The organism is Mesobacillus subterraneus, from assembly GCF_000934845.1.
Taxonomy (GTDB): Bacteria; Bacillota; Bacilli; order Bacillales; family Cytobacillaceae; genus Mesobacillus; species Mesobacillus stamsii.
The window spans coordinates 64,259-89,566 of the sequence record NZ_JXIQ01000019.1 but is presented as its reverse complement, the minus strand read 5'-3'; the positions used below and the strand labels follow the sequence as shown (position 1 = coordinate 89,566).

The following is a 25,308-nucleotide window of genomic DNA, read 5'->3' as shown; positions in this document are numbered from 1 at the left end:
AAAAAAAGATTGGTTGTGAAGCGTAGATGCATAAGGAAGCTCAGAGAGACAAACTCTGAGCCTTTCCATTTCTGATTGTCAAGATTTGGTTAGCAACTGCTTGTCTAATAGATTGTTTTTTAAGGTCAATAGGTTCGCGAATAAGTCTTCCTCGTCTGCATCGAGTTCGAATATAGCATCAGTGATTTCAGTTAAGCGGGAAGTGTCATTCACCTGATCGAGGAAGAATTTAAATTCCTGGTAGATCGACTGTTTTTCAGGTTCTAAGAGGCTTGATTTAAGATAATGCTCGTCCAGTTCCAGGTAAATAAAAGATCTTTGTGATTCAGCGATTTTACTCATAAATTTACCACCCCTGATCCTTTTGATTTTCGTGATCCTATCCCTATTATATGGAACGGTTGTTCTATTTGTAAACTGATAATTTTCAGTTTTCTAAACTTTATCTCTATTTGAATGAAAGAAGGGTAACAATGGGGAAGACGATGGAACAATTCAAAATGCGGATGAAAAAATGGAAAGAAGATATTTTTGTGATCGCCGAAGCATACAAGCATCCTGATACGCCTTTTTACTTGAAGGTTTTCGCTTGGATTGTTGTCGCCTATGCTTTCAGTCCTATTGACCTAATTCCCGATTTTATTCCGATCCTTGGTTATCTGGATGATCTCATCCTAATTCCGTTTGGAATTACGATTTTGTTAAAACTCCTTCCTGACCATATCATCCAGGAATCACGTGAAAAAGTAGCCGCAACCGATAACGTGAAAAAGAAGAATTGGCTGGCAGGAGTGATTATTATCTTATTATGGGCAACCGGCATATACTGGGTGGTGAAGCAATCTTGGTGACTGAGGTTTAGAAAATATTAAGAGGTGGTACTTTTGCTTTTTCATTATCATTTTTGACCATATTGGCTTTCTCGTACCGGATAAGGAACAAGAAATCATTTGTAAAAATGCAGAAAAAAGGGACTGGAAAGTAGATCGTGGCGAGCGAAGGATTTTTATCTCCACACCATATGATTTTCGAATAGAGCTACAGACACACGAATATTTGGTAGATTCAATGGAAGATAAAATGGAAGAAATAACAATGGAAACGAAAAAAGAAGGCTTGGCAGAGGATATTCTTTATTTGTTCAGCAAGCCTGTGAAACAATTAAATACGATAATCGGCAATACCGTAACCATCAGGGAAGCCATCATGAACAATTTCCCGGTTAAACAGGCAGAGGATCCGAATGGAGTCAAAATTTTGAACGGAGGTTTTCAATAAGCAATTAATAATTCGCAGTGAAAGCGCTGAAGCTGGACAATTCCCTTTTTTGTAAAAGAATGGCCTCTGCCTAAAATTAATAGTCCTTGTATCTAATGTACTCATAGTTTGATGTAGGGACTTGTTTAATAATATTCCCGGCCTTGTCTCTGTAAAATTCATACTCTCTGTAGGTCTCAACAATGTAACCGTCGACCACTTTGTCAAGCGTTTCTTCGTGCAGGTATTCCAACTCAGGGATGATGGTTTCTAAAATATCTTGATTGGATTCTAGGTCTTCTAGTAAAGTGGTATTCGTCTCCAAATCAGTATTTTTTTGTGCGATTTGAGGATAGGCATAAACAAGATAGATACAGATTAGCATGAGGATGGATAACCCGAATATACGTATCAATTTATTAGCTCCTTTTAATTACATTTCAGTAATTACTATGCCTGTCCACGGAAGAATATGACCACGGGATCTGGATTTGAAAGAGAATGTTTGGCGTTAGCAAAAATTCTCTTGACTAAATTAACTGTAAAGATTAATATTACAGTATGCGAAATTATCTTTAAACGAAAGCAATTTAACGGTATAACTGTAATTTTTATTTTTACAGTAAAAAAAGGAGTTGTGAGGTTTATGGTAACTTTATATATTACATCTAGTTGTACTTCATGCCGCAAAGCAAAAGCATGGCTTCAAGAGCATCAAATCGATTATGTTGAGAGAAACATCGTTTCCAACCCGCTAACCGTGGATGAAATCAAATCGATTCTTCGTTTGACAGAAGATGGAACGGAAGAAATTATCTCTAAGAACTCCAAAACATACCAGAAGCTAGATCTCGATATCGATTCTCTACCACTGAATCAGCTGTATGACCTGATCATAAAAAATCCGCAAATGCTGCGCAGGCCGATTATCCAGGATCACAAAAGATTGCAGGTTGGCTATAATGAAGAAGAAATTCGTAGCTTCTTGCCGCGGAAACTGCGCACTTTTACCGGGTATGAATGGGAAAGTATGGCCAATTAACGGGGGGTTCATTTATATTTGGACATGTTAACTGTACTATAAAGTATTATAGATAGAAACGAGGAGGCAGGCTATGAACAGTGATTTTACTCTTGCCATTCACAGCTTAACGTTGCTTGCACTGCAGCCTGGCAGAATGACGACAAGCGATGCAATCGCAGACAGTGCCGGTGTTCATCCGGTACGAATTCGCAAAGTATTGGCTCTGTTAAAAAAACATGGTTTTATCAAATCAAAAGAAGGTACCGGCGGCGGCTTTATTTTTGCCTTGGGCTTAAATGAAGTTAACCTCTGGGATATTTATAAATTAACATCAGAAGGCGCCATACAGCCAAAATGCCCCGATTCCAATGAAAAATGTGTGGTCGGTGCTCATATGCAAAAGGTTCTGTTTGCCATTTTCCAAGGAGCAGAAGAACACTTAGGAGAATTCCTGAAGCACTATTCCATTAAACAACTGGTCGATCTCATCAAGCAGGAGAAAGAAAACTGTGAATAGAAAGATAATAGAACAATCAACTACTTGAATAAATTTTTTACAAAAAATACGGTTCAACTTCCTTATTTTTTCCCATAATGGGAAGGAAGGAGTGGGAGTAGTGAATCATTATTTATCGATTGCACTTGAGTTGACGAGTGGGTTTGTTTTTTTATTTCTGATGACGAAAATGCAGGGGAAGACTCAATTCTCACAAATTACTCCATTTGACTTCATTTCAGCTATTATACTCGGTGAATTGGTTGGAAATGCCATTTATGACCAAGAAGTGAAAATTGATGAAATTGCCTTTGCTGTCGCTTTGTGGGGAATTCTTGTTTATGTAACAGAAATGATCACTCAGAAATTCCTCCGTTCACGAAAATCACTTGAAGGAGAACCAAATATCGTCATTCGCAATGGAAAAATCAAATACGATGCGTTGAAAAAAGCGAAGCTGGATATCAATCAACTGCAAAGTCTAGTCAGGCAGCAGGGATATTTTTCATTAAGGGAAATTGAATTTGCGATCATCGAAATGAACGGAATGGTCAGTGTCCTTCCAAAAGCGGATTACGATCTCCCAAAGAATAGCGACATGAAAATCAAAACAAAGGATCCAAGTCTGCCAATTAACATGATTTTGGATGGAGAAGTAATACACGCGAATCTGCAAGAAGCAGGGCTCGATGAACAATGGCTTAAGCGAGAACTTGAAAAGCAAAAAATCCAACACTTCAAAGATGTGCTGTTTGCCGAATGGAAACAAAATGAACAGCTGTTTGTCCAAGAATATGACATCCGTTCATAAACATCCAACGATCATTCTCTATCCGTTCAATAATGGTAGCTAGAAACGAAAAAGGAGCTTGCCTAGTTGGCAAGCCTCTTTGTCGGTTATTTATTATTATTTACATATTTACCGTAATCTGGAATGGCAAGGTCATCAAATTCATCAACGAGCTTTCTTAAGTTATCTCTTAGTGTTTCTGCTGCCATTGGGATTCCATGTCCGAGGGGAAAATGCTTGCATAAGGGTATCTTTCCGCAAGAAAGTTGCCCTTTGGCAGTAGTTTTAGTAAAAAAAACACAAAACATATAAAATTTGGGGAGTTGCGATAACGATGAGTAACAAAGTTATCCCTTTTAGATTGATTGAACAGAAAGAAGACACAAATGGATTAGTTATTGTGTTACCTGGGGCGGGTTACACAACCCAAGCTCCATTGTTATATTACACAACTGGAGCATTTTACAATAAAGGGTTCGATGTATTACATATTAACTATTCATTTAGCGGGCAAGAGTTGACTTCACTGAATGAAAGGGATTTTGCAAAAGATGTACTCTTTGCGATAAACAGCGCAATCAATGATAAAAAATACAGCAATTATTATATTGTGGCAAAATCTATTGGAACAAAAGCTTTGAGCTATCTGATCGATCATCCAATGTTTAAAGATGCCAAAGTAGTATGGTTGACTCCTTTGCTACAAAATGATGCTGTATTTAATGCAATGGTTAACAGTAATAATAAAGGGCTTTGTGTTATTGGAGAAAAAGATTATTTTTGTTTTATTGAAGAACGTTTTGAAAAATTGAAAACTATTCCAAATCTTACATTTCATGTGGTTGAAGAGGGAAATCACAGTTTGGAACTTGAGAACGATCCAATAAAATCAATTGAAATATTAAAAAATGTCATTTCTTATCTAAATGAGTTTTAAATACGTAGTCCGAAAAGGGTATTTTATTTGAAATGAAGAATCGCTTAACAAGGGCGTTAAGCGATTTACGGTTGATAAGGCCTTATGGATTAGTGGACCACAATCCAGCCGTTTTAACGAAGACTCTTGGGTGCAGTTTCAATCCAGCGACAAGAAGGTCTGCTAGATCTTCTGGCTGCATGACATTTTCAGGGTTTCCGCTGATCAGATTGCTTTCGACAGCAAGATCGGTTGCCACTGTACTTGGAGTCAAAGCGGTTACGCGGACATTATGCTTCCTTACCTCCAGCATTAATGATTCGGTCAATCCAAGGACTGCAAATTTAGAAGCGGAGTAAGCGCTAGTGACTGGTGCTCCTTTTTGGCCTGCAGTAGAGGAGATGTTCACAATGTCTCCGGATTTTCTTTCAATCATTTCTGGTAAAACTGCTCTTGTCACGTTGTACACACCCATCAGGTTAACGCGGACAATCTTTTCCCATTCTTCAGGGGAAAGATCCATAAAGCCGCCAAACTTCGCTATCCCGGCATTGTTGACTAAAATATCAATTGCGCCAAGATCTGATTTGATATGCTCTACCGCATGCTGGATACCTTCAAGATCAGAGACATCGGCGGAAGCAGCTGAAATAGTAACATCATATTGCTCGAGTTCTTCAGTCAATATTTCGAGATTAGACATTGTCAATCCAATTAATCCAAGATTGACACCTTCTTTAGCTAGGGCAATCGCAACTGCTCGTCCAATTCCTCGGCCTGCCCCTGTAACAATTGCTGTTTTTCCTTTTAATGAAATCATGTATCATTCCTCCTTCTAAAAAATTGCCGAAAGACCGCCTGTCATCAGGCAGCCTTCCGGTTTTATTCAAGATTAGCATGTTTTCCGTACATTTTGTTAGTATCCAAATCTTTTTTCTCCATGAATCTGAGGATGATCGCATCGTAAAAAAGAAGCAGAGTCTGCTCAAACAGGGATCCCATTGGCTGAATCGTGTTGTAGTCTCCCTCTGATTGGTCCTTTGGTGAACCAGGCAGCTGAACAATGATATCTGCCAGCTGACCTATTGTCGATTCGGGAAAAATCGTTACAGCAGCAATGGTACCGCCAATGTTCTTTGCCTTTTCCGCCATAGAAACAAGACTTTTTGTTTCCCCTGAACCTGATCCGATAATCAAAATATCCTCTTTTTCAAAACCAGGAGTGACTGTTTCGCCAATGACATGGGCCTTAATCCCCATATGCATCATTCGCATTGCAAAAGACTTTGCCATGAATCCGGATCTGCCGGCACCAGCAACAAAAACTTTTTTAGAATCGAGGATGCCGTTGACAAGAGCTTCTGCAGCTTCATCCGAAATTAATTCTGCTGACGGGTGAAGCTCCATTAAAATTTCAGAAAGGTACTGTGTAGTCCGCATTTTGATTGTTACCCTTGCTGCATCATTTGCTTCATTTTCTCAGCAGTTGATTTCTTATCATCTTGGCCGGTAATGCCGCCGCCGACAATGACAAGATCCGGCTGAACTTTCACAACTTCAGCAAGGGTATCCAATTTAATTCCGCCTGCAATCGCTGTTTTTGCGTTTTTCACAACGTTTTTAATTGTTTGTAGGTCTTCAAATGAATTTTTTCCGACTGCTTGAAGATCGTAACCAGTGTGGACACAAATATAATCCACTCCCATTGCATCCAATTCTTTTGCTCGTCCAGCCAGGTCTTTGACAGCGATCATGTCAACAAGGATTTTTTTTCCTTGTTTTTTCGCTTCCTCGACAGCGCCTTTGATGGACATATCTTCTGCAGCACCAAGAATGGTGATAATATCTGCTCCTGCTTCTGAAGCCTTCATTACTTCGTATCCAGCAGCATCCATAATTTTAAGGTCTGCTAAAACCTTAAGATTAGGGAATGCCTCTTTCATTGCCTTGACAGCTTGGAGTCCTTCGTTGATGACAACCGGTGTCCCAATTTCCACGATGTCAATATGCTCCTCCACTTCTTTCACCACTTGAATCGCTTCTGGGATGTTCACTAAATCTAATGCCAATTGTAATTCCATTTCTATTCCACTTCCTTATATTTATTGTTGGTACACAATTGTAACCTATCCAATTGTGCGTGTTTATTTTCATGCCAAGTGTAACCAACTTCATTTTTGGCCTTGTTGTAAGTATACTGCGTATAAATTATAATTGTAAGTACGCACTTTTTTCTTACATAGTGACAAAAAGTATACTAAGTGATATTCTATGACTAGAGAGGTGATGTGAGATGGCGAGAATGGATGCAAAAACATTCAACTGTGAAAAAGAGTTGACCCTTGCAGTGATTGGCGGAAAGTGGAAGATGTTGATTTTATGGCATCTCGGCAAAGAGGGCACAAAGAGGTTTGGGGAATTAAAGGCCTTGATGCCTGGTATTACGCAAAGAATGCTCGTGAATCAACTGCGCGAACTGGAAGACGACCAAATTGTGGAACGAAAAGTTTATCCGGTTGTCCCACCGAAAGTGGAATACTCGTTGACAAAGCAAGGAGAAAGCTTGATGCCGATTCTTGACTCGATGTATCAATGGGGGAAGAATTATATGGAGAATGTACTTGAAAAACCTGATAATACAGCATCCTCCAAATGAAAAGACCACATTAGCTTGTGGTCTTTTTTACTAAAGATTCAATAAAAATCTCGACTGCTTTTGTATGAAATTCAACTTGTGGAGTGATTATAGAAAAATTTCGTGAGATAGGAAATCCGTCTATCTCAAGGATCTTTACTTTCCCAAGCTCCAATTCGTTTTTTATCGAAGCGTGCGAGAGGATAGAAATGCCAAGGCCAGCTTCAATGGATTCCTTAATTACTTGCGTACTCCCAAATGTCCTACACTTCTTCGGAGAAAATCCCATTTGTTTAAATCCCTTTTCTTGCATCTCTCTCGTTCCTGAACCTTCTTCCCGAACTAGCCATGTCTCTAGATGCAATAACAAAGGATCAATTTCGTTTGCTGTTGCTAGAGGGTGATTGGAAGGAACTGTAATGGATAATTCGTCAATAGCAAAAGGAATCATTTTTAAATGATCTGCATTAGTCTCTCCTTCGATTATTCCAACATCTATCTTGTGTTTCATGAGTAAATTTATAATTTCATGCGAATTTTTTATCGTAATGATTGGGTTTACTAACGGATACATTTTAAGCATGCTGGCAATTTTATGAGGAAGAATGTATTCCCCGAAAGTATAACTGGCACCGATAGAAATCGGACCACTTGCGGTATGTTTTAAGTCATCAATAAGTCTTTCCATTCGAGCATAAAGACCTAAAATTTCCGTTGCATGATGAAATACTATTTCTCCAGCTTTGCTAAGCCGAACATATTTATTTGTCCGCTCTAATAATTTTATCCCCATGTTTTTTTCTAATGATTGAATATAATTGCTGACTGCTGGTTGTGTCATATGAAGAAGTTCCGCGGCTCGTGTAAAGTTTTTTTGTTCTACAACAGTAGTAAATACAAGTAAAGATTGATCCATAAAAAAATTCCTCCTATTGTATCAAAATGGTATTTGCAATATTCATAAGTAAACATATATCACTACTATAATTATAATCTATTTTACTTATTATCAAAACCATTATACGCTTAAAGCAAGAAAGTAACCTAGAGGAGTGGTTAAAATGAATACATCATTAGCAAAAACTAAGAATGCGTCCTCGTCAATCGGTGGCCTGGGATTTACCTTTATTATTGCGTTAATTAGTTTTGGATTATCCAAATTACCCGGGTTAGATCATATCGGTCAGCTTGCCTGTGCAATCATCATTGCTGTAGTTTATCGACAAATTTGGGGATATCCTGAAAAATTCCGTACAGGTATTCAGTTCTCTGCCAAAAGATTATTAAGGATTGCTATTATTCTCTTTGGATTAAAATTGAACATTGATATAGTTTTACACCAAGGGATAGGTTTACTTGCAAGAGGGGTTGGCACGATCGTTTTTTCCATCCTACTTACAATGTTGCTGGCAAAATTATTTAAGGCGAATTCTTCCTTATCCTTGTTATTAGGAATTGGAACAGGGGTGTGTGGCGCTGCTGCGATTGCAGCCGTTTCCCCAATTTTGAAAGCAAAGGAGGAAGACACTGCGATTGGTGCCGGAATCATTGCTTTTGTTGGTACCATTTTCGCTATAACCTACACAATCTTACGTCCGTTTCTTCCTTTGACAGACCTTCAATACGGTGTTTGGTCAGGTGTAGGTCTACACGAAATTGCTCATGTTGCCTTAGCAGGAGCGCCTGCAGGTCCAGATGCACTTGCTATTGCTTTGCTCGCGAAACTAGGCCGTGTTTTCTTGCTCGTTCCGCTTAGTTTTATTCTTATGTATTGGATGAAACGAAAAAATCAAGTGGAATCCGATTCTGAGGCTAAAATTGAATTTCCCTGGTTTCTCATAGGATTTATTATGATGAGCTTGTTTGGAAGTTATGTCCTCGGTCATTTGATACCCGTCCCAACGAGTGTCATGAATAGCATTTCTTTTTTCACTTCTTTTATTCTAACTATGGCTATGATTGGATTAGGGCTAAATGTTCGTCTAAGCGACCTTAGAACGAAAGCGCTAAGACCACTTCTAGCAATGGCTATTACGTCTGTTTTGCTATCAGTTGTCACATATTTCACGATCTAAATACGACAGTCTCAGTTCTATTTGAACTTTTCACTATTTTTATATTGGTTTAGTTAAAAATTATTATCAATCGATTAGAAATAAAAAAACCAAGCATCCTGTCAATGACGGGATCCTTGGTTTTTTCGATGTTTACCAGGAAATTATAAAATTATCTAGTTGTTGGTAACGCTTGCGCTTTCTGTATTAGTTAATAAGGATTTCATTGATTTTCTGTAGTGCATCATGGGATAATTTAATGCCGGATGCCTTGACGTTTTCCTCCAGCTGTTGCGGGCGGCTTGCACCTACAATGGCACTTGATACGTTTGATTGTCTTAAAATCCAGGCAATAGCAAGTTGCGCCAACGTTACATTCTCTTCAGCGGCAACGGATTTTAACTGTTCCACTTTGTCAAGGTTTTGTTGTGTGAGGATATGGGACATATTAGTATTTTGTTGTGCTGCACGGCTTCCCTCTGGTGCCAGCTTGTCTTTTGAATACTTACCTGTTAACACGCCTTGTGCTAGAGGAGAGAAAACAACCTGACCGATTCCATGTTTTTCACTGATAGGAATAATTTCGTTTTCTATGTTTCGGTGAAGCATACTGTAATTTGGCTGGTTAACGACAATTCTGTCGAGCAGTTTTTTATCAGCCAAATGGACCGCTTCGGTAATTTGTTCAGCTGTCCATTCGCTGACTCCAAGATAGAGAACCTTTCCCTGCCTTACGAGATCGTCAAGGGCACGCAAAGTTTCTTCCAGTGGAGTTTCAGGATGATAGCGATGGCAATAATAGATATCGATGTAGTCTAAGCCAAGCCGCTCCAAACTAGCATCGCATTGCTCGATAATATGCTTTCGTGAAAGCCCCTGATCGTTCGGACCCTCTCCCATTTTGCCAAAAACCTTTGTTGCTAATACATACGAACTTCTAGGATACTTGGACAATGCTTTCCCGACTACTTTTTCGGCTTCGCCCCTAATATAGACATTGGCCGTATCAAAGAAATTAATGCCTGACTCATACGCTAAATCAATCGAATTTACGGCATTCTGCTCTTCCACATACCCACCATATGTAAGCCAGCTTCCAAGACTTATTTCACTTACTTTCAATCCGGTATTGCCTAAACGCCGATATTCCATATAAAGGCCTCCTGTTTTTAGAATTTACTTAATACTTACACTATAAGGCAGGATAGACGATAGGTCCATTATTTGCTATCGAAATTCGAAAGAAGGGGAATCCAATCTCATGGAAAACACGTTTCCAAGTATGTTCAAGAAGATAAAAATAGATTCCACTGAAAAAATGGTAAAATAGGAATATACTATTAACAATAAGCTTACAATGTAAAACGAATGCTCACTTGTAACCTAGTTTAGGAGAGTCTAAAAAATGAAAAAGAAAATGCATTATGTACTATTGCTTTTCACAATTATTTCTTTGGTTGGTTGTGCCAATGTCGAAAATGCCTCGATTGCGGATCAAGATAAAAATTCACAAGAAGAAACGACAGTTACTCCGGATCGTGTTAAAAACCCGCAAATGGTGGATGAACCAGTAGTAGAGGAAACTCCAACTCAGGCAAATAAAGAACAGTTCTCAGGATACAAATTTATTGAAGTGGATGGCGGTGATTTGTCTGGAGATCGTGAACCGAACGTCGTCGTCGACATTGGGTATGGGGACCGAGAATATTGGGCTTTTACTAATGAATATGGACAACTGGTTCGAGTCATTGCTGCTGAAATCATACTGCAAGATGACAAGATCGAAGCTGTGTTATCTTCCGGCAGATACTACGCTGATGAGGCAAAGGTCCCTGGTGTAGAGAGCGCTGTATTAGATGAAGGGCATGTCATTGCTGATGCACTTGGTGGGGTATCAAATGCCTATAATATTACCCCGCAGGATAGTACGCTAAACCGTCATGGTGATCAAGCTTATATGGAAGAGGTGATCCGCAGTGCGGGAGGAGCCACTAATTTTGAAGCGATTATCACCTATCCGAATACGGAAACGCAGATTCCTTCCCATTATCAGTATACCTATACAGTAAAAGGGAATAAGATCATGGATACATTTGACAATGTTAACCCTGATGAAGTAAATGTATCGCTTGGATTAACAGGCAGTGTGCCTTCTGAATCAACTAGTTCAATCACAAACGGCGATGTTTCAAGTGTTGATACAAATGGAAATGGACAGGTAACGATTAAAGAAGCGAAAGCAGCAGGTTTTCGTATGCCAATTACCTCGGATCATTGGTTATATCCTTATATGTACGATGCAGACAAGGACGGTATGGTAGGAGAGTAGCCAAGTTAACAGACTGGGAATTCGTTCGTTTCCTTTATCAGCTCGATGTTTGGAAAGGCAGAAAAAGGTGTATATATGGAAAAGAGAGCAAGCGTTCCTTAATGCTTGCTTTTTTTGCGTTTAATCACAAAGGTGTCTGTTTTGTAAATAGAATATTAAATCACTTTACATTAACTTAACAATCTTATAGAATTATTAAATGGCTCACAAAGTAGGAAGAAAGAAAGCGGGGAGAAAAAGGTGTACAAAAAAATAAAAAATAATCACTTGGGCCTTTTCTTTTTAGCTGTTGTTTTATTATGGATGAAAACATATTTAGTACAACACTTAGAATTCAAACTAGGCTTGAATAATAATTTACAAGAATTTCTATTATTTATGAATCCGTTAGGTTCGGTTATGTTATTTTTAGGATTTTCCTTGTTATCAAGGAATAGAAAATTCCTATGGCTCATTGTGTTTGACTTTATTTTGAGTTTCTTATTGTTTTCAAACGTGGTGTATTACCGGTTTTTTAGTGATTTCATTACGATTCCGACCATTTCGCAGACACAAAACTTTGGCGATGTAAGCTCGAGTGTGTCATCTCTGTTAAAACCATATGACTTTTTATTATTTCTGGACACGTTCATTGTTCTCACTGTTGGTTTGATCTTCAAAAAAGAGCGTACGACCGGAATGGTAAATCGCAGGAGTATTTCGGCCGTATTTATCACTTCCATCCTGATCATGTCAGTGAACTTGGGACTAGCAGAAAAGGATCGGCCACAATTGCTGACAAGAACGTTCGATCGCAACTATATTGTTAAGTATTTGGGGGTGTACAACTACACCATTTATGATGCTGTTCAGAGTGTCAATGGCTCCATGGAACGGGCGATGGCAAGTACGGATGATTTAACGGAAATCCTTAATTACCAGAGAACACATTACGCAAAACCAAATCCTGAATACTTTGGTGCAGCAAAAGGAATGAATGTGGTATACTTCCACCTTGAATCCATGCAAAATTTCTTGATTGATTATCAACTTCATGGAGAAGAAGTAACGCCGTTCTTGAACTCTTTAACAAGAGATGCCAATACCCTGTACTTTGAAAACTTTTTTCATCAAACAGCCCAGGGGAAGACATCTGATGCCGAATTCCTTCTCGAGAATTCGCTATATGGTCTGCCGCAAGGATCTGCCTTTTCTACGAAAGGGATGAATACGTATCAAGCAGCGCCTGCCATTTTAGGTCAAAACGGGTACACATCTGCTGTTTTCCATGGAAATAACGGGTCATTCTGGAACCGTGATGAAATTTATAAATCGTTTGGGTATGACAATTTCTTTGATTCAAGCTACTACACATTGAATGAAGAGGACCTTGCTGAGTATGGGTTAATGGATAAGCCGTTTCTAAAACAATCCCAGCCTTTACTCGAGTCATTGCCACAGCCGTTTTACACAAAGTTCATTACCGTGTCCAACCATTTTCCTTATAAAATGGACCAGGAGAAAACAACCATTGAACCTCATACAACCGGAGATCCATCCGTTGATTCATACTTCCAGACAGCGCGGTATGCTGATGAGGCATTAAAAGAGTTTTTTGACTATCTAAAAGAAACAGGGGTATATGATAACACTGTAGTAATTATGTACGGAGACCATTACGGGATATCCGACAATCATAACAAGGCGATGGAACAAGTATTGGGCACAGAAATTACTGCTTTTGAAAGTGCAGGCCTTCAGCGGGTACCGTTATTGATCCGTGTACCTGGAGTTCAGGGAGGCACGATGCATGAATACGGCGGACAAATCGACTTGCTGCCAACTCTTATGCATTTATTAGGGATTGACACAAAGCCTTACCTGCAAATGGGTACAGACTTACTTTCAGAAGAACACGATGAACTAATACCATTTCGAAATGGAGATTTCGTGAGTCCAACTGTCTCTTTTCTTAATGGCAAGTATTATGATTCAATAACCGGAACTGTGATAGAGGAAACAGAAGAAGCGAAGCATCAAAAGGAAATCGCTGAGACAATCTTGAATTACTCCGATAAGGTCGTAGAGGGTGACCTTTTACGATTCTACACTCCGAAAGATTTTGTTCCTGTTGATCGGTCACTGTTTAATTATAGTGAAAAGAACGATCAGTCCAGCAACAATGCAGAATAGTTTTAGAAAGCTGCCGAGCTAGAGAAGTCCGGCAGCTTTTATGTTTGAACGTAAGAAAAGCGCAAGCAAGCGACTCGACGATCAAGTCACTCGAGCTACACAAAAACTTTACGTATTACCGAAAAAATAAGCCTTCAACCGACACTTCCCAGACATCAAATCCTTGCGTTGTTAAAAGCTATAAATGATATACTTATTTTCGAATGAATGCAGTGGAAACGGATCAACAGACCGTTTTTTCAAATAGAGAAAAGGAGTAAGAAAAATGGCAAATGTACATACTTTTACGAAGAAAGAGGAAATCGCGAACGCAATCATCCACGGAATAGGTGGACTACTAAGCATCGCAGCTCTCGTTATCCTAATCGTATTTGCTTCATTGTATGGCACAGTGTGGCATGTCGTCAGTTTCACCATATTCGGTGCGACCATGTTCCTGCTATATACATCATCCACCCTCGTTCATAGCTTTCCACCGGGAAAAGCAAAGGATTTTTTTGAAATCATGGACCACTCATCGATTTATTTCTTCATTGCTGGAACTTACACACCATTCCTTTTCCTTGTGGTAAAAGGGGTTTTAGGATGGACGCTGTTCGGAATCGTCTGGGGGATTTCCATCGCGGGAACGGTGTTTAAATCTCTGTTTGTCAAACGATTTTTGCATACATCCACAGTGCTATATATCATTATGGGCTGGCTGATCGTATTTGCTTGGGGATCACTGACAGAGAATCTTTCATCACAAGGACTGCTCTTTCTAGTAATTGGAGGCGTTCTGTATACTGTAGGAGCAGTCTTTTACGTCTGGCGCGGTTTCCATTACCATCATGCAATATGGCATTTGTTTGTTCTAGCTGGGTCCATTATGCACTTTTTTGCGGTGTTGAGTTTGTTGCCATAAGGTTGTATTCGTCCATATAACGATTTGCATCTTTGTTATTTAAATAACTGAGGTATTCCATTAATCAGTGTGTAACCGCCCATAATAGTCATGGCGATGACGATGATCGCTCCAAAAATTGTCATCCAGAGCGGGTGCTTATAGTCGCCGACAATTTTTGTCTTGTAAGCTGCAATCAACATTACCCCTAAGGCGATTGGAAGAATCAGGCCATTGAAGGAGCCGACAAGGACCAAAATCTTTACCGGTTGTCCTATTAAGACAAATACGAGAGTAGAAATGGCTATAAATGTAACAATCGTCAAGTTATGATGTTTTGCAACCGTCTTGCTCAGTGTCTGAATGAACGAAACCGAAGTGTATGCAGCACCAACAACCGAAGTAACTGCAGCAGCCCACATTACAACTCCGAAAATTTTATAGCCAACATTGCCTGCAGCATGCTGAAAAACGGAAGCAGGCGGATTTGCCGGGTCGATAGCAAGACCTTGAGCGACGATTCCAAATGCAGCAAGGAACAGGAAGATCCTCATGATGGAGGCAATCCCAATGGCAGTTACTGCACTCTTGGTTACTTCAGGCAAAGCTTCACGGCCTTTTATACCTGCGTCCAATAACCGGTGTCCTCCTGCAAATGTAATATATCCTCCGACAGTTCCACCTACAAGGGTTACGATTGCTAGAAGGTCGATTCTATCAGGAACAAAGGTTTTTACAACGGCTTCCCCCACAGGCGGATCAGCTGTGAACATAACAAAAATAGTCAAAATAATCATCACAAAACCCATAATTTGAGCAAATCTGTCCATTACTTTTCCGGCTTCGCGGACGAGGAAGATTCCAATCGCTACGATTCCGCTTAATAAAGCACCTGTTTTAGCTGACAAGCCGAACAAGACGTTTACGGCAAGACCTGCTCCGGCAATATTGCCAATATTAAAGGCAAGTCCCCCTGCAACAACAAGTGCAGCGAGAAAATGCCCCAACCCAGGCAAGACATCGTTGGCAATATCCTGAGCACGTTTCTCGGATACCGCTATAATCCTCCAAATATTCATCTGTGCGCCAATATCGATAATGATAGAAATGAAAATGACAAATCCAAAGCTTGCCATCAGTGATTGTGTAAATACAGTTGTTTGAGTAAGGAACCCAGGACCAATTGCCGACGTTGCCATCAGGAATGCAGCACCAAGCAGTAAACTGGCGGTTGATTTTTTCTCCATCCTTGTTGCCTCCTAAAAATAGTTTATTCAATAAAGCTGCTAATTTTGGCAATAGAAATGCCAGCCTCGTTTAAAGCCGCAGTTATATGTTTCGCAAAATCAAGAGCACTTTCTCCATCTCCATGAATGCAGACAGTATCCACTTTTATCGAGACATCGGTGCCCTGAACGGAAGGGACTTTTCCTTCTTTGACCATCCGTATTACTTGTTTGACAGCTTCCCCGTGATCTTTAATCAATGCGTTAGCATGCAGCCTGGAAGTTAATGAGCCATCCTGTTGATAGGTGCGGTCTGAAAAAACTTCACTCGCCGTACGGAGGCCAATCTTTTCTCCTGCTTTCACTAACTCACTTCCGGCAAGGCCAAAAAAGATCATTTGCGGATCGACTTTATATACAGCTTCCGCAATCGCTTCTGCCAGCTTGGCATTTTTTGCAGCCATATTAAAAAGGGCGCCATGAGGCTTAACATGCTGAATTTGGCCGCCTTCACTTTTGACAAAGCCAGATAGTGCGCCTATTTGGTAGACTACAAGATCGTACGCCTCTTGAGCTGATAAATTAATTTCTCTTCTTCCAAAGCCAACTAAATCTTGAAGACCTGGATGCACGCCAATGCCAACATTTTTTTCAAGCGCTAATTTTACCGTTTTCCTCATCGTAGCTGGATCCCCGGCATGAAATCCGCAGGCGATATTGGCAGAGGTCACGTATTCGAGAATTTCTGCATCCCTGCCAAGAGTGTAGGCTCCGAAACTTTCACCCATGTCACAATTAATATCAACCTTTGCCATAATCATATTCCTCCTATTTGAATTTTAATAAAATTCCCTGTCTAAGCTTATTAATAATTCTCTCTCTCTCAAGGTAGAGGGTCTGCGCATCTTCATGGCTTATTTCCTTAAAGCGGATATGGTCCCCTGGTTTTGCTTGCGCGATCAGAGGCAAATCGACAGTAGCAATCTGTCCGATTTTTGGGTAGCCACCGGTTGTTTGCCTGTCTGCCAGCAGGATGATTGGATTTCCTTCAGAAGGAACTTGAATAGTTCCAAAACTGACCGCTTCGGAAACCATTTCTGCCGGTTTTTTCAATTGCAAAAAAGCACCTGTTAGTCGATAACCCATCCTATCTGATTGGGGGGTAACGAAAAAGGCTTCGTTAAATATGTTAGTCTTACTTTCTTCTGAAAATAAATCGAACTGCCTGCCTCTGATTACCCGAATGGATGGGTCGCGTCTATGCAAAGGAATCAAATCTGATGAAACGGACCAATCCATCTCTGTGAAAAGCTCAGATCCAGCTTTTCCACAAAGAAACTCTAGCTTCTGCTGAGAAAATTTTCCTAGGGGGTCAAATGGGATTAAATCACCTGACCTTAGTGCGCGTCCTTGGTATCCGCCAATATTTGCCCTTAAGTAAGTAGATTTACTGTCCATAACTTCTGGAATATCAAATCCTCCTGCGACTGCGAGATAGGATCTTGCACCATTAGCTGCTTGGCCAAAACTTAATAAAGCGCCTTTTTTTATGTAAATTGGCCGCCACATTTTAATGGGAATCCCATCAATCGTTGGCGATAAATCACCGCCACAAATGGCGATTAGAGCATCCTTCTCAAATTGAATAACAGGTCCTAATAAGGTAATTTCAAGAGTTGCCTCATTTTCCTGATTGCCGACGAGAATATTCGCAAGCCGGTGCGCGAGCTGATCCATCACACCACTTGCAATGACACCATATTTTTGATACCCGTATCTTCCTAAATCTTGAACACTTGTGAGAAGACCCGGTTTTAAGACTCTTATCATTCCTTATCTCCTCCAAGTTCCAAGTATTCTTCATAACTGATCGGATAAAAGCGTATACGATCTCCGGGGCGCAGGAGAGTAGGCGGGTGCTTCTCTGGGCGGAACAGCTCGAGAGGAGTCCGGCCGATTAACTGCCAGCCGCCTGGTGTTTCGATTGGATAGACACCTGTTTGTTTACCGGCAATTCCTACCGATCTCGGAGGAATTTTCAGCCGAGGTGTTTCTTTTCTTGGTGTTGCTATCTTCTCCGACATACCTCCTATATATGGGAAGCCTGGCGCAAAACCAATCATATAGACAAGATAATCTCCAGCAGAATGGAGCTGGATAACCTCATCTTCAGATAAATTATTATGCCGAGCAACAAACTCTAGGTCAGGTCCCAATTCACCACCATAACAAACTGGAATTTCAATCATTCTCTGAGTGATTTTGTTTTCAACAGCAACACCAGTTAAGAAAGACTCAAGCCAGGAACGAACATAGTTATAAGGAAGTTCCCCTTTTTTCGCATGTCTCATTATCTTAAAAGGATCGTAAAATAAGGTAACAGTAGTAAACGCAGGAATGTATTCAATCATCCAATCTTTTGTATGATTATCCAAAATAGAGGCAATGAATTGCACTTTTTGCTGAGTTTGTATATGAATGTCTTTGCCCAATTCGATCATGATGGCATTGTCTCCTAATGGCTGGAAACTATAAACCAATGGGTTCACCTCCTGCTTTTAGCTGAAAATATGTTTTTAAGTATACCTTAAAATTGATGAATTACAAAATTAAAATGGATGCATAAAAATGAAATTACTACTAGTCTAGAATTATAGGGAAAATGTCATTATGTTAATGCAGATTTGTAGTGAAAAAGCTCTTGCTATTCATTTTTAAAAAGCAAAGGTGTATAATCACCCTGATCAATTTGTATATTTATAAGTTTGATATAAACTAGGATGAATTATCTATCGGAACATATATGAAACAGGCTGTGGAGGACCTTCGCTATCTACATCAGCATCCGGAGCTGTCTGGTCAGGAAAATGAAACGAGTAACTATATCCGAGAGAGGCTCGAGACTCTTGGGATTAAAATCTTGAGTTTCCAACCACCAAGTGTGGCAGGGGATGTGAACAGAAAAACTGGAGAAAAAACGCTGGCATTGAGGGCAGATATGGACACTTTGCCGATGAAGGGGGGACAAACCGTATCGTATCTTTCAAAAAATCCAGTTAATCGTCTTGAAAACGGGCTTAACGTTGTAAAAGCATTTTCCTGACGGTAACCTTAATAGAGTTATTTTTTTAGTAATTGCGTCATATGATGCATGATTTCGTTATATTTATTTTCTGCGTCTGCAAGGCCAAACCTTCCTGCTTCTTTCAATGGTACGACTCTGTAATGTTTTTGTTTGCTGCTGGAAACGAAGGTAGGAAGGAATTCCGGATTATGTAATGCAATTACCTTTCCATCAGGGGTAATGCGCTTTGTAATCTCTACCGTTGCGAGGCCGCCGATATCTTTGTAATCCCACATTTGTCCTGATAGGAAATTGCCAAGAGAATATACAACAAGTCCCTTCCTGCCATCTGAGGCGGTCAACCATTCCATTGGCTGTAGGACGTGCGGATGGTGTCCAAAAATGATATCTACCCCTTGGTCGATTAGAAACTGGGCAAGTTTTTTTTGATCTCCTGTTGGAAACCGTTGGTACTCATTCCCCCAATGGATGCTCATGACGACCACATCCGATGCTGCTTTGGCACGATGAATTTCCTCCTTCATTGCTTCGCGGTCGATCAGGTTGACGAGATAGTCTTTGCCAAATGGAACCGGAATCCCATTTGTCCCATAGGTGTATGACAAATAAGAAACTTTTATTCCGTTTTTAGTCAATACCCTTACTTTCTGTTGATCGGCATCATCCTTGAAGGAACCAACATAAGGCAGACCGGCAGCTTCCATATTTCGTATGGATGTCAAAACCCCTTTTTCAGAACGATCCAGCGAATGATTATTGGCATTGGAAACAATATCGACACCCGCATCTAGTAGTGCATCCCCAATTTCAACAGGACTATTGAAAGCTGGGTAACTGGACAAACCGATTTCGACTCCGCCCAGAATGGTTTCCTGATTAGCCAAGAGGAGATCAGGATCTGTTAACAGCTGTTTAACATTCGTTAGCACCGGCTTAAAATCATACCCTGAAGAAGAGTGAGCGCTTTCATAAACAGTGTCATGGATCAGGATGTCGCCAATCGCCCCTAATTTTACGGTTTCTTGAAAATTTTTCCCCGCTACATCGATGCTTCTCATTGAATGGTTTTTTTGTTGGACATTCAAAATTGGTTTTTTTGCCTGTGCTTCATGAGATATTTGGAAGGTTAGGATTCCTAATAAAATACTTAATCCGGAAATAATCGTCATAGCCAAGAAGGTTTGCTTCTTTTTTTTCATTTAAAATCTCCCCAATAACTGATGAGTCCTATCTATTTTGTGCTTCTAAAGATAATATAGTATAGAATTTGTGTGAAATATAGAAGTTTTTACTGAAAAAAGGAAATGCGACTCGTTCCAGAGCCGCATGTTATTCGCTATCCATTGTTTCGATAAAATCCATTAGCTCATCCAGGTTCTTGATCTTGATAATCTTTGGATTTGTTGTTTCGTGGAAATCAGCCAAAAGTTCAACGATAAAGTCATCTGAAGTCGTTACATCAGCTGTTGTGGTTGAATATACATATTGGTCTGTCAGCTTTATAACTTCTTCTTCCATACCAGTTCGCCTTCTTTCCTGTGCTCTTTTCTTTATTTTAGCAACAATCCTACCTATTGATTGGGTATAATTTGACAATTTTTCGACTAATCGAAAGCAGGTTATAAAAGGGTGGGTAATGAAATCGTAAATGTTGTGCTCGAAAATTCGCTAACGACACTCATTTCACCGCCATGATTTTCAATTAATTGTTTGCTAATTGCCAATCCAATGCCTGTTCCTTCTGCCTTTGTCGTAAAAAAAGGAGTGAAAATTTTCTCTATGCACCATTCATCGATTCCAATGCCGTTATCAATGACACGGATCAGCGCATAATCAGCTTTTCTTCCAGCAATTATTTTAACAGATCCATCGGTTCTCCCGCTTCCTTCCACAGCCTCTAGTGCATTTTTCAATAAATTGACGAGCACTTGTTTTACGGTATTCTCTTCTGCCATGATAAAAAGTTCTTCTTCCGCAAGTTCGACGCTTAAGTCGACACCCTTCAGGATTGCTTCACTTGAAAATAAATCCCTCATGTTTTTCATTAAACTGTTTATTTCCAGCTTTTTTTTCCCTGCTGGAGTCGGCTTTAAGACAGATAGGAATTCAGTTAGCAAGCCATTTGCACGATTGATTTCCTCCAATGCTACATCTGCCAATTCTTGTTTTCCAGCGGATTGAAGATCTGGCTTTAATAATTGGATGAACCCTTTGATGGTTGTTAATGGGTTCCTTATTTCATGGGCTAACCCAACAGATAACAAACTTAAAGATGCAGATTGATAGTTTCTTGATACCTCGGTCAAGGCCTCTTTCAATGCGTTTACCATTTGTTGTTTTTCAAGGATCTCTTGGTTTAAATTTTGAAGGACGCTTTCCAGTTCCAGCTTTTTCTTGTTCATCATTATTGCTACTTCATCCTTTTGCATAGACTGCTTTGCATACGGAAGAATTGGCTCAAAAGGGAAAGTGTGTGAATCCGTATGGAATGAGAATTCGGTTTTAAATAATGTTTTATGATCGACCATTGGATGAAAACTATAGACAGAGGAAGGATTATTCATTTTCATCGGGATCCCTTCTTTGAATAAAATTTTTTTACATTTGGTTCTCGTTTAATAACTAGGAAATCTGACAGCAAATTTCGATTACTTTCGAAGATATTTATGACAATTTTATTTAAATTATACCATTTAAAATAAAAAATTCATTATAAAGAACAAAAATATTTTATAAAGAACCGTGAGATAAAAGCTAATATCCGGTTTTTGGAATAAGCTATTGGATGACAATAAAAAAATCCCGGCAAACCATGAGCTGATATGCCGAGATTTTTTCGAGTATAAGAATAAAAGCTCACTTCGAGTAGTACAATTTCATCGGCGATCGATCGAGAGTTCGTTTATAGCCAGGTGATTTTTGGCTCGGTTTTTTTGCGTATTCTTTGAATATTTTCCCTATGCCTGTAAATAACGAAAGTAGCTAGGACCGCAACCACAAGGATAAGAGGGAGATCCTGAGTGAATAGGGAGGAAATGAATGCAACAAAACCAGTCAGAATAGAAGAAAGAGAAACATATTTTGTTAAGTATAAGCTGATGAAAAAGAAGATTAGCGTAAATAGGAATAAAATCGGTACATAAGCTAGCAGAACTCCGCCTGAAGTTGCGACAGCTTTTCCACCTCGAAAACCAGCAAATACTGGGTACATATGTCCAATGACCGCAAAAATACCAACCAACAGTGTGTGAACGTCTGCACCGAGAAGCAAGGGAAGGCTTGCTGCAAGAGTACCTTTAAGAATATCAGCGACAGTAACGGCCATGCCTGCTTTCACACCTAGCGTACGGAAAGTGTTAGTGCCGCCCAAATTCCCGCTCCCATGTTCCCGGATATCTTTTCCATAGAAGACTTTCCCTACGATCAATCCAGAAGGAATGGATCCAAGCAAATAAGCTAATAATACGATAATTGCGTTTAATACCATGAAAGACTCTCCTTTAAAGGTTTTACAGGTTCTTTTATTTTACCACGTTCTTCTGAAAACTCCATCCAATTCTTGTCCTATTTCCTAAATCAGTTCTTCCGTCAATGGATCCGCATTTCTGATAATGGCAAGCCATTGCTGGGGGCTTTGAATTTCATAAAAAACTCTTCTATCTTTCATGAAAATAGTATTATAGACTAATATCATCAGTGCTCAGCAATAGATAGACATTTTTTAGAACGGAGCAAGTGTATATGAAAACTTTTGTTGCTGCTATCCAGTGGATGGCTTTTATCATTGCGGGTTCGATTGTTGCTCCGATTGCGATTGCAGATTTATTTCAGCTTACTGAATTACAGACAACCGGCCTTGTTCAAAGAACTATGTTTGTATTGGGAATATCAAGTCTTTTGCAAGCATCGTTCGGCCACCGGCTGCCGATCAACGAAGGACCTGCAGGTTTATGGTGGGGTGTATTCACCATCTATGCAGGTTTAAGCACAGCATTGTTTTCTTCCAATATTGAAACTCTTCAAGCACTTGAGGGCGCGATGATTGTGAGCGGATTGGTCTTTTTTCTATTAAGCTTTTTTAAATTAATCGATAAACTGGCAATATTGTTCACGCCTGTTGTAAGTGGAATTTATCTGCTGCTGCTGGTTATCCAATTAAGTGGTTCCTTTCTAAACGGAATGATGGGGATCGGGAGGGGCACTAATGAAGTGAATCCTCCAATCGCTTTATTCAGTTTGTGTCTAGTTGTGTTCACCTTTTATTTAACACGTCACCGCTTAAAACTAATTAGTCAATATGCAATTTTACTTAGCTTAGGTGTTGGCTGGTTGCTTTTTTCTCTGCTTCGTCTAGATGAGGGTTTTCAACGATATGAAGGACCTGTATTTGCTTACCCAGATATTTTGACTTTTGGGGTGCCTGTTTTTGATACCGGCCTGATGATTACTTCCATCTTCATCACCTTCTTGCTGATTACCAATATGCTTGCAAGCATTAGGGTAACAGGACAAGTACTCAATGATATGGGTGTCCATTCTCATGAAAATCGTTACCGTGCTAGCGGTTATATTGCTGGAATCAATCAGATTCTTGGAGGGGTATTTTCTGCGATTGGTTCTGTACCGATTTCAGGAGCAGCCGGTTTTATCACTACGACAGGAATTACAAAATTGCTCCCATTCATCATTGGTTCTTTTTTCATTGTCGGAGCGAGCTTCCTGCCGCATGTAATGTCAGTATTTGCAGCCTTGCCTGCACCTGTCGGCTATTCTGTCACTTTCGTCATCTTTGCTAATATGATCGGAATTGCCTTTTCCGAATTCGACCGTGAAGATGACAAACAAAGAACACGGTTCGTTATTGGAACCTCATTATTTGCTGGAGTCGGTGCGATGTTTGTACCTGCAGAGGCCTTTAGCCATGTTCCGCCAATTTTGGTTTCCGTCTTGAATAATGGCTTGATACTCGGGACATTACTAGCCGTTATATCGGATCAGTTCACTTTGGCTAAGAAAAGGAGAATTCTGGCTGTTAACCAAGATACCTAGCAAACAAGTGATAGATATCGTGAATGTATTACGAATACTTGATGAAAGTTGCTCGAGAATTTGCGGAAATATCTTCTGCGACTCTTAAAAAAATGGAAACACTGGGATCATGTATAATGGTAAAACATGCTTTGACAAGATGATATCATGTGCTGTACAAGGTGGGATTATAGGATGGATTTTTTAGATAAGCAGCTGGCTCAAGAGATTGTTGATAGGACGATGGGAATTATCGGGAAAAATATCAATGTAATGGATAACCGGGGCGTTATCATTGGGTCAGGAGACGCAAACCGAATTGATGACGTACACGAAGGTGCTGTCCATGTTATCAAACAGGAATCAGGCTATGAAATTACTGAAGTAGAGGCAAAGAATTTCTATGGGGTGAAGGCAGGGGTCAATCTTCCTATTCGCTTTGACGGAGAAATAGTTGGTGTGATCGGAATTACGGGTGCTCCTGAAGAAATCAGAAGTTTTGGTGAACTAGTTCGGATGGCTGCTGAACTAAGTCTGCAGCAAGCAGTCCTAATGAATGAAATCCAGTGGGACGAGAGGCTGAAGGAAGAGCTTGTCAGTCAAATCATCCATGCTGAAGGGAAGATGGATCCGCTTTTCCTGGATAGAGCCATGCGTCTGGGGATTGATGTGAATTTGTCACGGACAGCGATGGTTATATTGACCCGTGACAGAAAGAAAACCTTTCCCTTTCTAAAGAGCCGACTAGAAAAAGATGACCTTTTGCTGATGCAGCATGATAGAATTGTAATTTTAAAGAGGATGCCTTCCGGACAAAGTGGCTTTCAAATGATAAAATTGGCAGAGGGATGGATCAATGCTTATAAGTCAACCAATGATCGATACATTAAAATAGGCATTGGACAACATCATTCTAGTTTAACAGGATTGACAAAGTCTTATCAACAGGCTGATCTTACCTTGAAAGCAGGCTTAAAATTAGCATCTGAAAAAGATATCTTCGTGTATGAAGATTATTATCTGCCTGTTTTCCTGTTAACTGCTTCAAATATGGGATTGACTGAGGGTTTGGAGCCCTTTTATACAAAGCTAAAATCCAGGGATTCTAAAGGGGAATTAACAGAATCATTAAGAGCATTGATAGAGACGAATGGGGATATGAATAGTGCTGCGAAAATGCTTTTTATCCATAGAAACACCCTTAGGTACAGATTAGATAAGATAACAGAAATAACAGGGAAGGATCCTCGAAAAACGACAGATTTGCTTCATCTTTACTTGTCTTTTCTTAATAATGAACTTGAATGATTGTGCAAATGCACGAAAGATCTGTATGAATTCAGGTCTTTTTTTGATTGTTTGACCAATGAATTAGTGAGAGACAGCGCTTACAATAAAGGTATCAAAGATAGT

Annotated in this window: 29 protein-coding genes; 14 read left to right on the top strand and 15 right to left on the bottom strand. The window is 39.8% G+C overall.

Going from position 1 to position 25,308, the window contains the following annotated elements:
- Positions 1-78 precede the first annotated feature (78 nt).
- Entirely contained in the window at positions 79-342 is a 264-nt protein-coding gene (locus tag UB32_RS03480; RefSeq protein ID WP_044391228.1) for a hypothetical protein, read from the bottom strand.
- Positions 343-473: 131 nt separating this feature from the next.
- Between UB32_RS03480 and UB32_RS03475 the strand changes: the two genes are divergently transcribed.
- Complete coding sequence (locus tag UB32_RS03475) at positions 474-851, top strand: YkvA family protein (RefSeq protein WP_044391227.1); 378 nt, start codon at positions 474-476, stop codon at positions 849-851.
- A 244-nt stretch (positions 852-1,095) separates the two neighbouring features.
- Positions 1,096-1,278 (top strand): hypothetical protein, encoded by a 183-nt coding sequence (locus tag UB32_RS18940; RefSeq protein ID WP_206742567.1) that lies wholly within the window; start codon positions 1,096-1,098, stop codon positions 1,276-1,278.
- A gap of 76 nt (positions 1,279-1,354) precedes the next feature.
- On the opposite strand, the gene UB32_RS03465 is transcribed toward UB32_RS18940, so the two are convergent.
- Positions 1,355-1,672 (bottom strand): hypothetical protein, encoded by a 318-nt coding sequence (locus UB32_RS03465; RefSeq protein ID WP_044391226.1) that lies wholly within the window; start codon positions 1,670-1,672, stop codon positions 1,355-1,357.
- A gap of 231 nt (positions 1,673-1,903) precedes the next feature.
- Here UB32_RS03465 and spxA point away from each other — a divergent pair, with 231 nt between their 5' ends.
- From spxA to UB32_RS03445, 4 genes are all read left to right on the top strand, one after another.
- On the top strand, positions 1,904-2,299 hold the full coding sequence (gene spxA / locus UB32_RS03460; RefSeq protein WP_044391225.1) for a transcriptional regulator SpxA: 396 nt from the start codon (positions 1,904-1,906) through the stop codon (positions 2,297-2,299).
- A 73-nt stretch (positions 2,300-2,372) separates the two neighbouring features.
- Positions 2,373-2,798, top strand: coding sequence for an RrF2 family transcriptional regulator (locus tag UB32_RS03455; RefSeq protein WP_044391224.1), 426 nt, complete (start codon positions 2,373-2,375; stop codon positions 2,796-2,798).
- A 100-nt stretch (positions 2,799-2,898) separates the two neighbouring features.
- Positions 2,899-3,588, top strand: a complete 690-nt coding sequence (locus UB32_RS03450; RefSeq protein ID WP_044391223.1) for a DUF421 domain-containing protein — start codon at positions 2,899-2,901, stop codon at positions 3,586-3,588.
- Between the two features lie 313 nt (positions 3,589-3,901).
- Entirely contained in the window at positions 3,902-4,504 is a 603-nt protein-coding gene (locus tag UB32_RS03445) for an alpha/beta family hydrolase (protein ID WP_044391222.1), read from the top strand.
- A gap of 82 nt (positions 4,505-4,586) precedes the next feature.
- Here UB32_RS03445 and UB32_RS03440 read toward each other — a convergent pair whose 3' ends face one another.
- The 3 genes from UB32_RS03440 to hxlA form a co-directional block, all read right to left on the bottom strand.
- On the bottom strand, positions 4,587-5,303 hold the full coding sequence (locus UB32_RS03440; protein WP_044391221.1) for a 3-ketoacyl-ACP reductase: 717 nt from the start codon (positions 5,301-5,303) through the stop codon (positions 4,587-4,589).
- A 62-nt stretch (positions 5,304-5,365) separates the two neighbouring features.
- Positions 5,366-5,923, bottom strand: coding sequence for a 6-phospho-3-hexuloisomerase (gene hxlB / locus UB32_RS03435; RefSeq protein ID WP_044391220.1), 558 nt, complete (start codon positions 5,921-5,923; stop codon positions 5,366-5,368).
- Between the two features lie 8 nt (positions 5,924-5,931).
- Positions 5,932-6,564 carry a 3-hexulose-6-phosphate synthase gene (hxlA, locus tag UB32_RS03430; RefSeq protein WP_044391219.1) on the bottom strand — a complete coding sequence of 211 codons (633 nt, stop codon included), beginning with the start codon at positions 6,562-6,564 and terminating at the stop codon, positions 5,932-5,934.
- Positions 6,565-6,776: 212 nt separating this feature from the next.
- Here hxlA and UB32_RS03425 point away from each other — a divergent pair, with 212 nt between their 5' ends.
- Positions 6,777-7,139, top strand: coding sequence for a winged helix-turn-helix transcriptional regulator (locus UB32_RS03425; protein ID WP_044391218.1), 363 nt, complete (start codon positions 6,777-6,779; stop codon positions 7,137-7,139).
- Between the two features lie 10 nt (positions 7,140-7,149).
- Here the strand turns inward: UB32_RS03425 and UB32_RS03420 are convergent, their stop codons facing one another.
- Positions 7,150-8,034, bottom strand: a complete 885-nt coding sequence (locus UB32_RS03420) for a LysR family transcriptional regulator (protein ID WP_044391217.1) — start codon at positions 8,032-8,034, stop codon at positions 7,150-7,152.
- Positions 8,035-8,179: 145 nt separating this feature from the next.
- Between UB32_RS03420 and UB32_RS03415 the strand changes: the two genes are divergently transcribed.
- Positions 8,180-9,193, top strand: coding sequence for a YeiH family protein (locus UB32_RS03415; protein ID WP_044391216.1), 1,014 nt, complete (start codon positions 8,180-8,182; stop codon positions 9,191-9,193).
- 186 nt (positions 9,194-9,379) lie between these two features.
- Here the strand turns inward: UB32_RS03415 and UB32_RS03410 are convergent, their stop codons facing one another.
- The gene (locus UB32_RS03410) at positions 9,380-10,324 is read right to left on the bottom strand and encodes an aldo/keto reductase family protein (RefSeq protein WP_044391214.1); all 945 of its coding nucleotides are present in this window, start codon (positions 10,322-10,324) and stop codon (positions 9,380-9,382) included.
- A gap of 253 nt (positions 10,325-10,577) precedes the next feature.
- Between UB32_RS03410 and UB32_RS03405 the strand changes: the two genes are divergently transcribed.
- From UB32_RS03405 to trhA, 3 genes are all read left to right on the top strand, one after another.
- The gene (locus UB32_RS03405) at positions 10,578-11,501 is read left to right on the top strand and encodes a DNA/RNA non-specific endonuclease (protein ID WP_044391212.1); all 924 of its coding nucleotides are present in this window, start codon (positions 10,578-10,580) and stop codon (positions 11,499-11,501) included.
- A 240-nt stretch (positions 11,502-11,741) separates the two neighbouring features.
- On the top strand, positions 11,742-13,673 hold the full coding sequence (locus UB32_RS03400; protein WP_044391211.1) for an LTA synthase family protein: 1,932 nt from the start codon (positions 11,742-11,744) through the stop codon (positions 13,671-13,673).
- Positions 13,674-13,938: 265 nt separating this feature from the next.
- Positions 13,939-14,577 (top strand): PAQR family membrane homeostasis protein TrhA, encoded by a 639-nt coding sequence (trhA, locus tag UB32_RS03395; RefSeq protein WP_044391209.1) that lies wholly within the window; start codon positions 13,939-13,941, stop codon positions 14,575-14,577.
- 35 nt (positions 14,578-14,612) lie between these two features.
- On the opposite strand, the gene UB32_RS03390 is transcribed toward trhA, so the two are convergent.
- From UB32_RS03390 to pxpB, 4 genes are read right to left on the bottom strand one after another with little or no spacing between them, the layout of a single operon-like run.
- A complete protein-coding gene (locus UB32_RS03390; protein ID WP_044391207.1) occupies positions 14,613-15,803 on the bottom strand; it encodes an NRAMP family divalent metal transporter in 1,191 nt (396 codons plus the stop codon).
- A 23-nt stretch (positions 15,804-15,826) separates the two neighbouring features.
- A complete protein-coding gene (locus UB32_RS03385) occupies positions 15,827-16,597 on the bottom strand; it encodes a LamB/YcsF family protein (protein WP_044391205.1) in 771 nt (256 codons plus the stop codon).
- A gap of 13 nt (positions 16,598-16,610) precedes the next feature.
- The gene (locus tag UB32_RS03380) at positions 16,611-17,612 is read right to left on the bottom strand and encodes a biotin-dependent carboxyltransferase family protein (protein WP_044391203.1); all 1,002 of its coding nucleotides are present in this window, start codon (positions 17,610-17,612) and stop codon (positions 16,611-16,613) included.
- Positions 17,609-18,322 carry a 5-oxoprolinase subunit PxpB gene (pxpB, locus tag UB32_RS03375; protein WP_084221704.1) on the bottom strand — a complete coding sequence of 238 codons (714 nt, stop codon included), beginning with the start codon at positions 18,320-18,322 and terminating at the stop codon, positions 17,609-17,611. The genes UB32_RS03380 and pxpB overlap by 4 nt, the downstream gene beginning before the upstream one ends.
- Positions 18,323-18,585: 263 nt before the next feature.
- Here pxpB and UB32_RS03370 point away from each other — a divergent pair, with 263 nt between their 5' ends.
- Positions 18,586-18,885, top strand: coding sequence for a hypothetical protein (locus UB32_RS03370; RefSeq protein ID WP_044391201.1), 300 nt, complete (start codon positions 18,586-18,588; stop codon positions 18,883-18,885).
- 17 nt (positions 18,886-18,902) lie between these two features.
- On the opposite strand, the gene UB32_RS03365 is transcribed toward UB32_RS03370, so the two are convergent.
- From UB32_RS03365 to plsY, 4 genes are all read right to left on the bottom strand, one after another.
- Positions 18,903-20,066: a CapA family protein gene (locus tag UB32_RS03365; protein ID WP_044391198.1), complete on the bottom strand. Its 1,164-nt coding sequence runs from the start codon at positions 20,064-20,066 to the stop codon at positions 18,903-18,905.
- Between the two features lie 130 nt (positions 20,067-20,196).
- A complete protein-coding gene (locus tag UB32_RS03360) occupies positions 20,197-20,385 on the bottom strand; it encodes a hypothetical protein (RefSeq protein WP_044391196.1) in 189 nt (62 codons plus the stop codon).
- A gap of 101 nt (positions 20,386-20,486) precedes the next feature.
- Complete coding sequence (locus UB32_RS03355; protein WP_052806938.1) at positions 20,487-21,437, bottom strand: two-component system sensor histidine kinase NtrB; 951 nt, start codon at positions 21,435-21,437, stop codon at positions 20,487-20,489.
- 332 nt (positions 21,438-21,769) lie between these two features.
- Positions 21,770-22,354, bottom strand: coding sequence for a glycerol-3-phosphate 1-O-acyltransferase PlsY (gene plsY, locus UB32_RS03350; RefSeq protein WP_044391195.1), 585 nt, complete (start codon positions 22,352-22,354; stop codon positions 21,770-21,772).
- Between the two features lie 254 nt (positions 22,355-22,608).
- Between plsY and UB32_RS03345 the strand changes: the two genes are divergently transcribed.
- Entirely contained in the window at positions 22,609-23,916 is a 1,308-nt protein-coding gene (locus UB32_RS03345; RefSeq protein WP_044391194.1) for a purine/pyrimidine permease, read from the top strand.
- Positions 23,917-24,090: 174 nt separating this feature from the next.
- Positions 24,091-25,203 (top strand): sugar diacid recognition domain-containing protein, encoded by a 1,113-nt coding sequence (locus UB32_RS03340; RefSeq protein WP_044391192.1) that lies wholly within the window; start codon positions 24,091-24,093, stop codon positions 25,201-25,203.
- Positions 25,204-25,308: the final 105 nt, after the last annotated feature.

Excerpts from the sequence above, each read along its gene's own strand:
- UB32_RS18940 (WP_206742567.1), top strand. The coding sequence starts at position 1,096 with ATGGAAACGAAAAAAGAAGGCTTGGCAGAGGATATTCTTTATTTGTTC.
- UB32_RS03440 (WP_044391221.1), bottom strand. The coding sequence starts at position 5,303 with ATGATTTCATTAAAAGGAAAAACAGCAATTGTTACAGGGGCAGGCCGA.
- UB32_RS03340 (WP_044391192.1), top strand. The coding sequence starts at position 24,091 with ATGGATTTTTTAGATAAGCAGCTGGCTCAAGAGATTGTTGATAGGACG.
- UB32_RS03410 (WP_044391214.1), bottom strand. The coding sequence starts at position 10,324 with ATGGAATATCGGCGTTTAGGCAATACCGGATTGAAAGTAAGTGAAATA.
- UB32_RS03425 (WP_044391218.1), top strand. The coding sequence starts at position 6,777 with ATGGCGAGAATGGATGCAAAAACATTCAACTGTGAAAAAGAGTTGACC.
- trhA (WP_044391209.1), top strand. The coding sequence starts at position 13,939 with ATGGCAAATGTACATACTTTTACGAAGAAAGAGGAAATCGCGAACGCA.
- UB32_RS03445 (WP_044391222.1), top strand. The coding sequence starts at position 3,902 with ATGAGTAACAAAGTTATCCCTTTTAGATTGATTGAACAGAAAGAAGAC.
- UB32_RS03365 (WP_044391198.1), bottom strand. The coding sequence starts at position 20,066 with ATGAAAAAAAAGAAGCAAACCTTCTTGGCTATGACGATTATTTCCGGA.
- UB32_RS03370 (WP_044391201.1), top strand. The coding sequence starts at position 18,586 with ATGAAACAGGCTGTGGAGGACCTTCGCTATCTACATCAGCATCCGGAG.
- hxlA (WP_044391219.1), bottom strand. The coding sequence starts at position 6,564 with ATGGAATTACAATTGGCATTAGATTTAGTGAACATCCCAGAAGCGATT.
- plsY (WP_044391195.1), bottom strand. The coding sequence starts at position 22,354 with ATGGTATTAAACGCAATTATCGTATTATTAGCTTATTTGCTTGGATCC.
- UB32_RS03390 (WP_044391207.1), bottom strand. The coding sequence starts at position 15,803 with ATGGAGAAAAAATCAACCGCCAGTTTACTGCTTGGTGCTGCATTCCTG.
- UB32_RS03475 (WP_044391227.1), top strand. The coding sequence starts at position 474 with ATGGGGAAGACGATGGAACAATTCAAAATGCGGATGAAAAAATGGAAA.
- UB32_RS03420 (WP_044391217.1), bottom strand. The coding sequence starts at position 8,034 with ATGGATCAATCTTTACTTGTATTTACTACTGTTGTAGAACAAAAAAAC.
- UB32_RS03345 (WP_044391194.1), top strand. The coding sequence starts at position 22,609 with ATGAAAACTTTTGTTGCTGCTATCCAGTGGATGGCTTTTATCATTGCG.
- hxlB (WP_044391220.1), bottom strand. The coding sequence starts at position 5,923 with ATGCGGACTACACAGTACCTTTCTGAAATTTTAATGGAGCTTCACCCG.
- UB32_RS03405 (WP_044391212.1), top strand. The coding sequence starts at position 10,578 with ATGAAAAAGAAAATGCATTATGTACTATTGCTTTTCACAATTATTTCT.
- UB32_RS03360 (WP_044391196.1), bottom strand. The coding sequence starts at position 20,385 with ATGGAAGAAGAAGTTATAAAGCTGACAGACCAATATGTATATTCAACC.
- UB32_RS03380 (WP_044391203.1), bottom strand. The coding sequence starts at position 17,612 with ATGATAAGAGTCTTAAAACCGGGTCTTCTCACAAGTGTTCAAGATTTA.
- UB32_RS03480 (WP_044391228.1), bottom strand. The coding sequence starts at position 342 with ATGAGTAAAATCGCTGAATCACAAAGATCTTTTATTTACCTGGAACTG.
- spxA (WP_044391225.1), top strand. The coding sequence starts at position 1,904 with ATGGTAACTTTATATATTACATCTAGTTGTACTTCATGCCGCAAAGCA.
- UB32_RS03355 (WP_052806938.1), bottom strand. The coding sequence starts at position 21,437 with ATGAAAATGAATAATCCTTCCTCTGTCTATAGTTTTCATCCAATGGTC.
- UB32_RS03455 (WP_044391224.1), top strand. The coding sequence starts at position 2,373 with ATGAACAGTGATTTTACTCTTGCCATTCACAGCTTAACGTTGCTTGCA.
- UB32_RS03385 (WP_044391205.1), bottom strand. The coding sequence starts at position 16,597 with ATGGCAAAGGTTGATATTAATTGTGACATGGGTGAAAGTTTCGGAGCC.
- UB32_RS03415 (WP_044391216.1), top strand. The coding sequence starts at position 8,180 with ATGAATACATCATTAGCAAAAACTAAGAATGCGTCCTCGTCAATCGGT.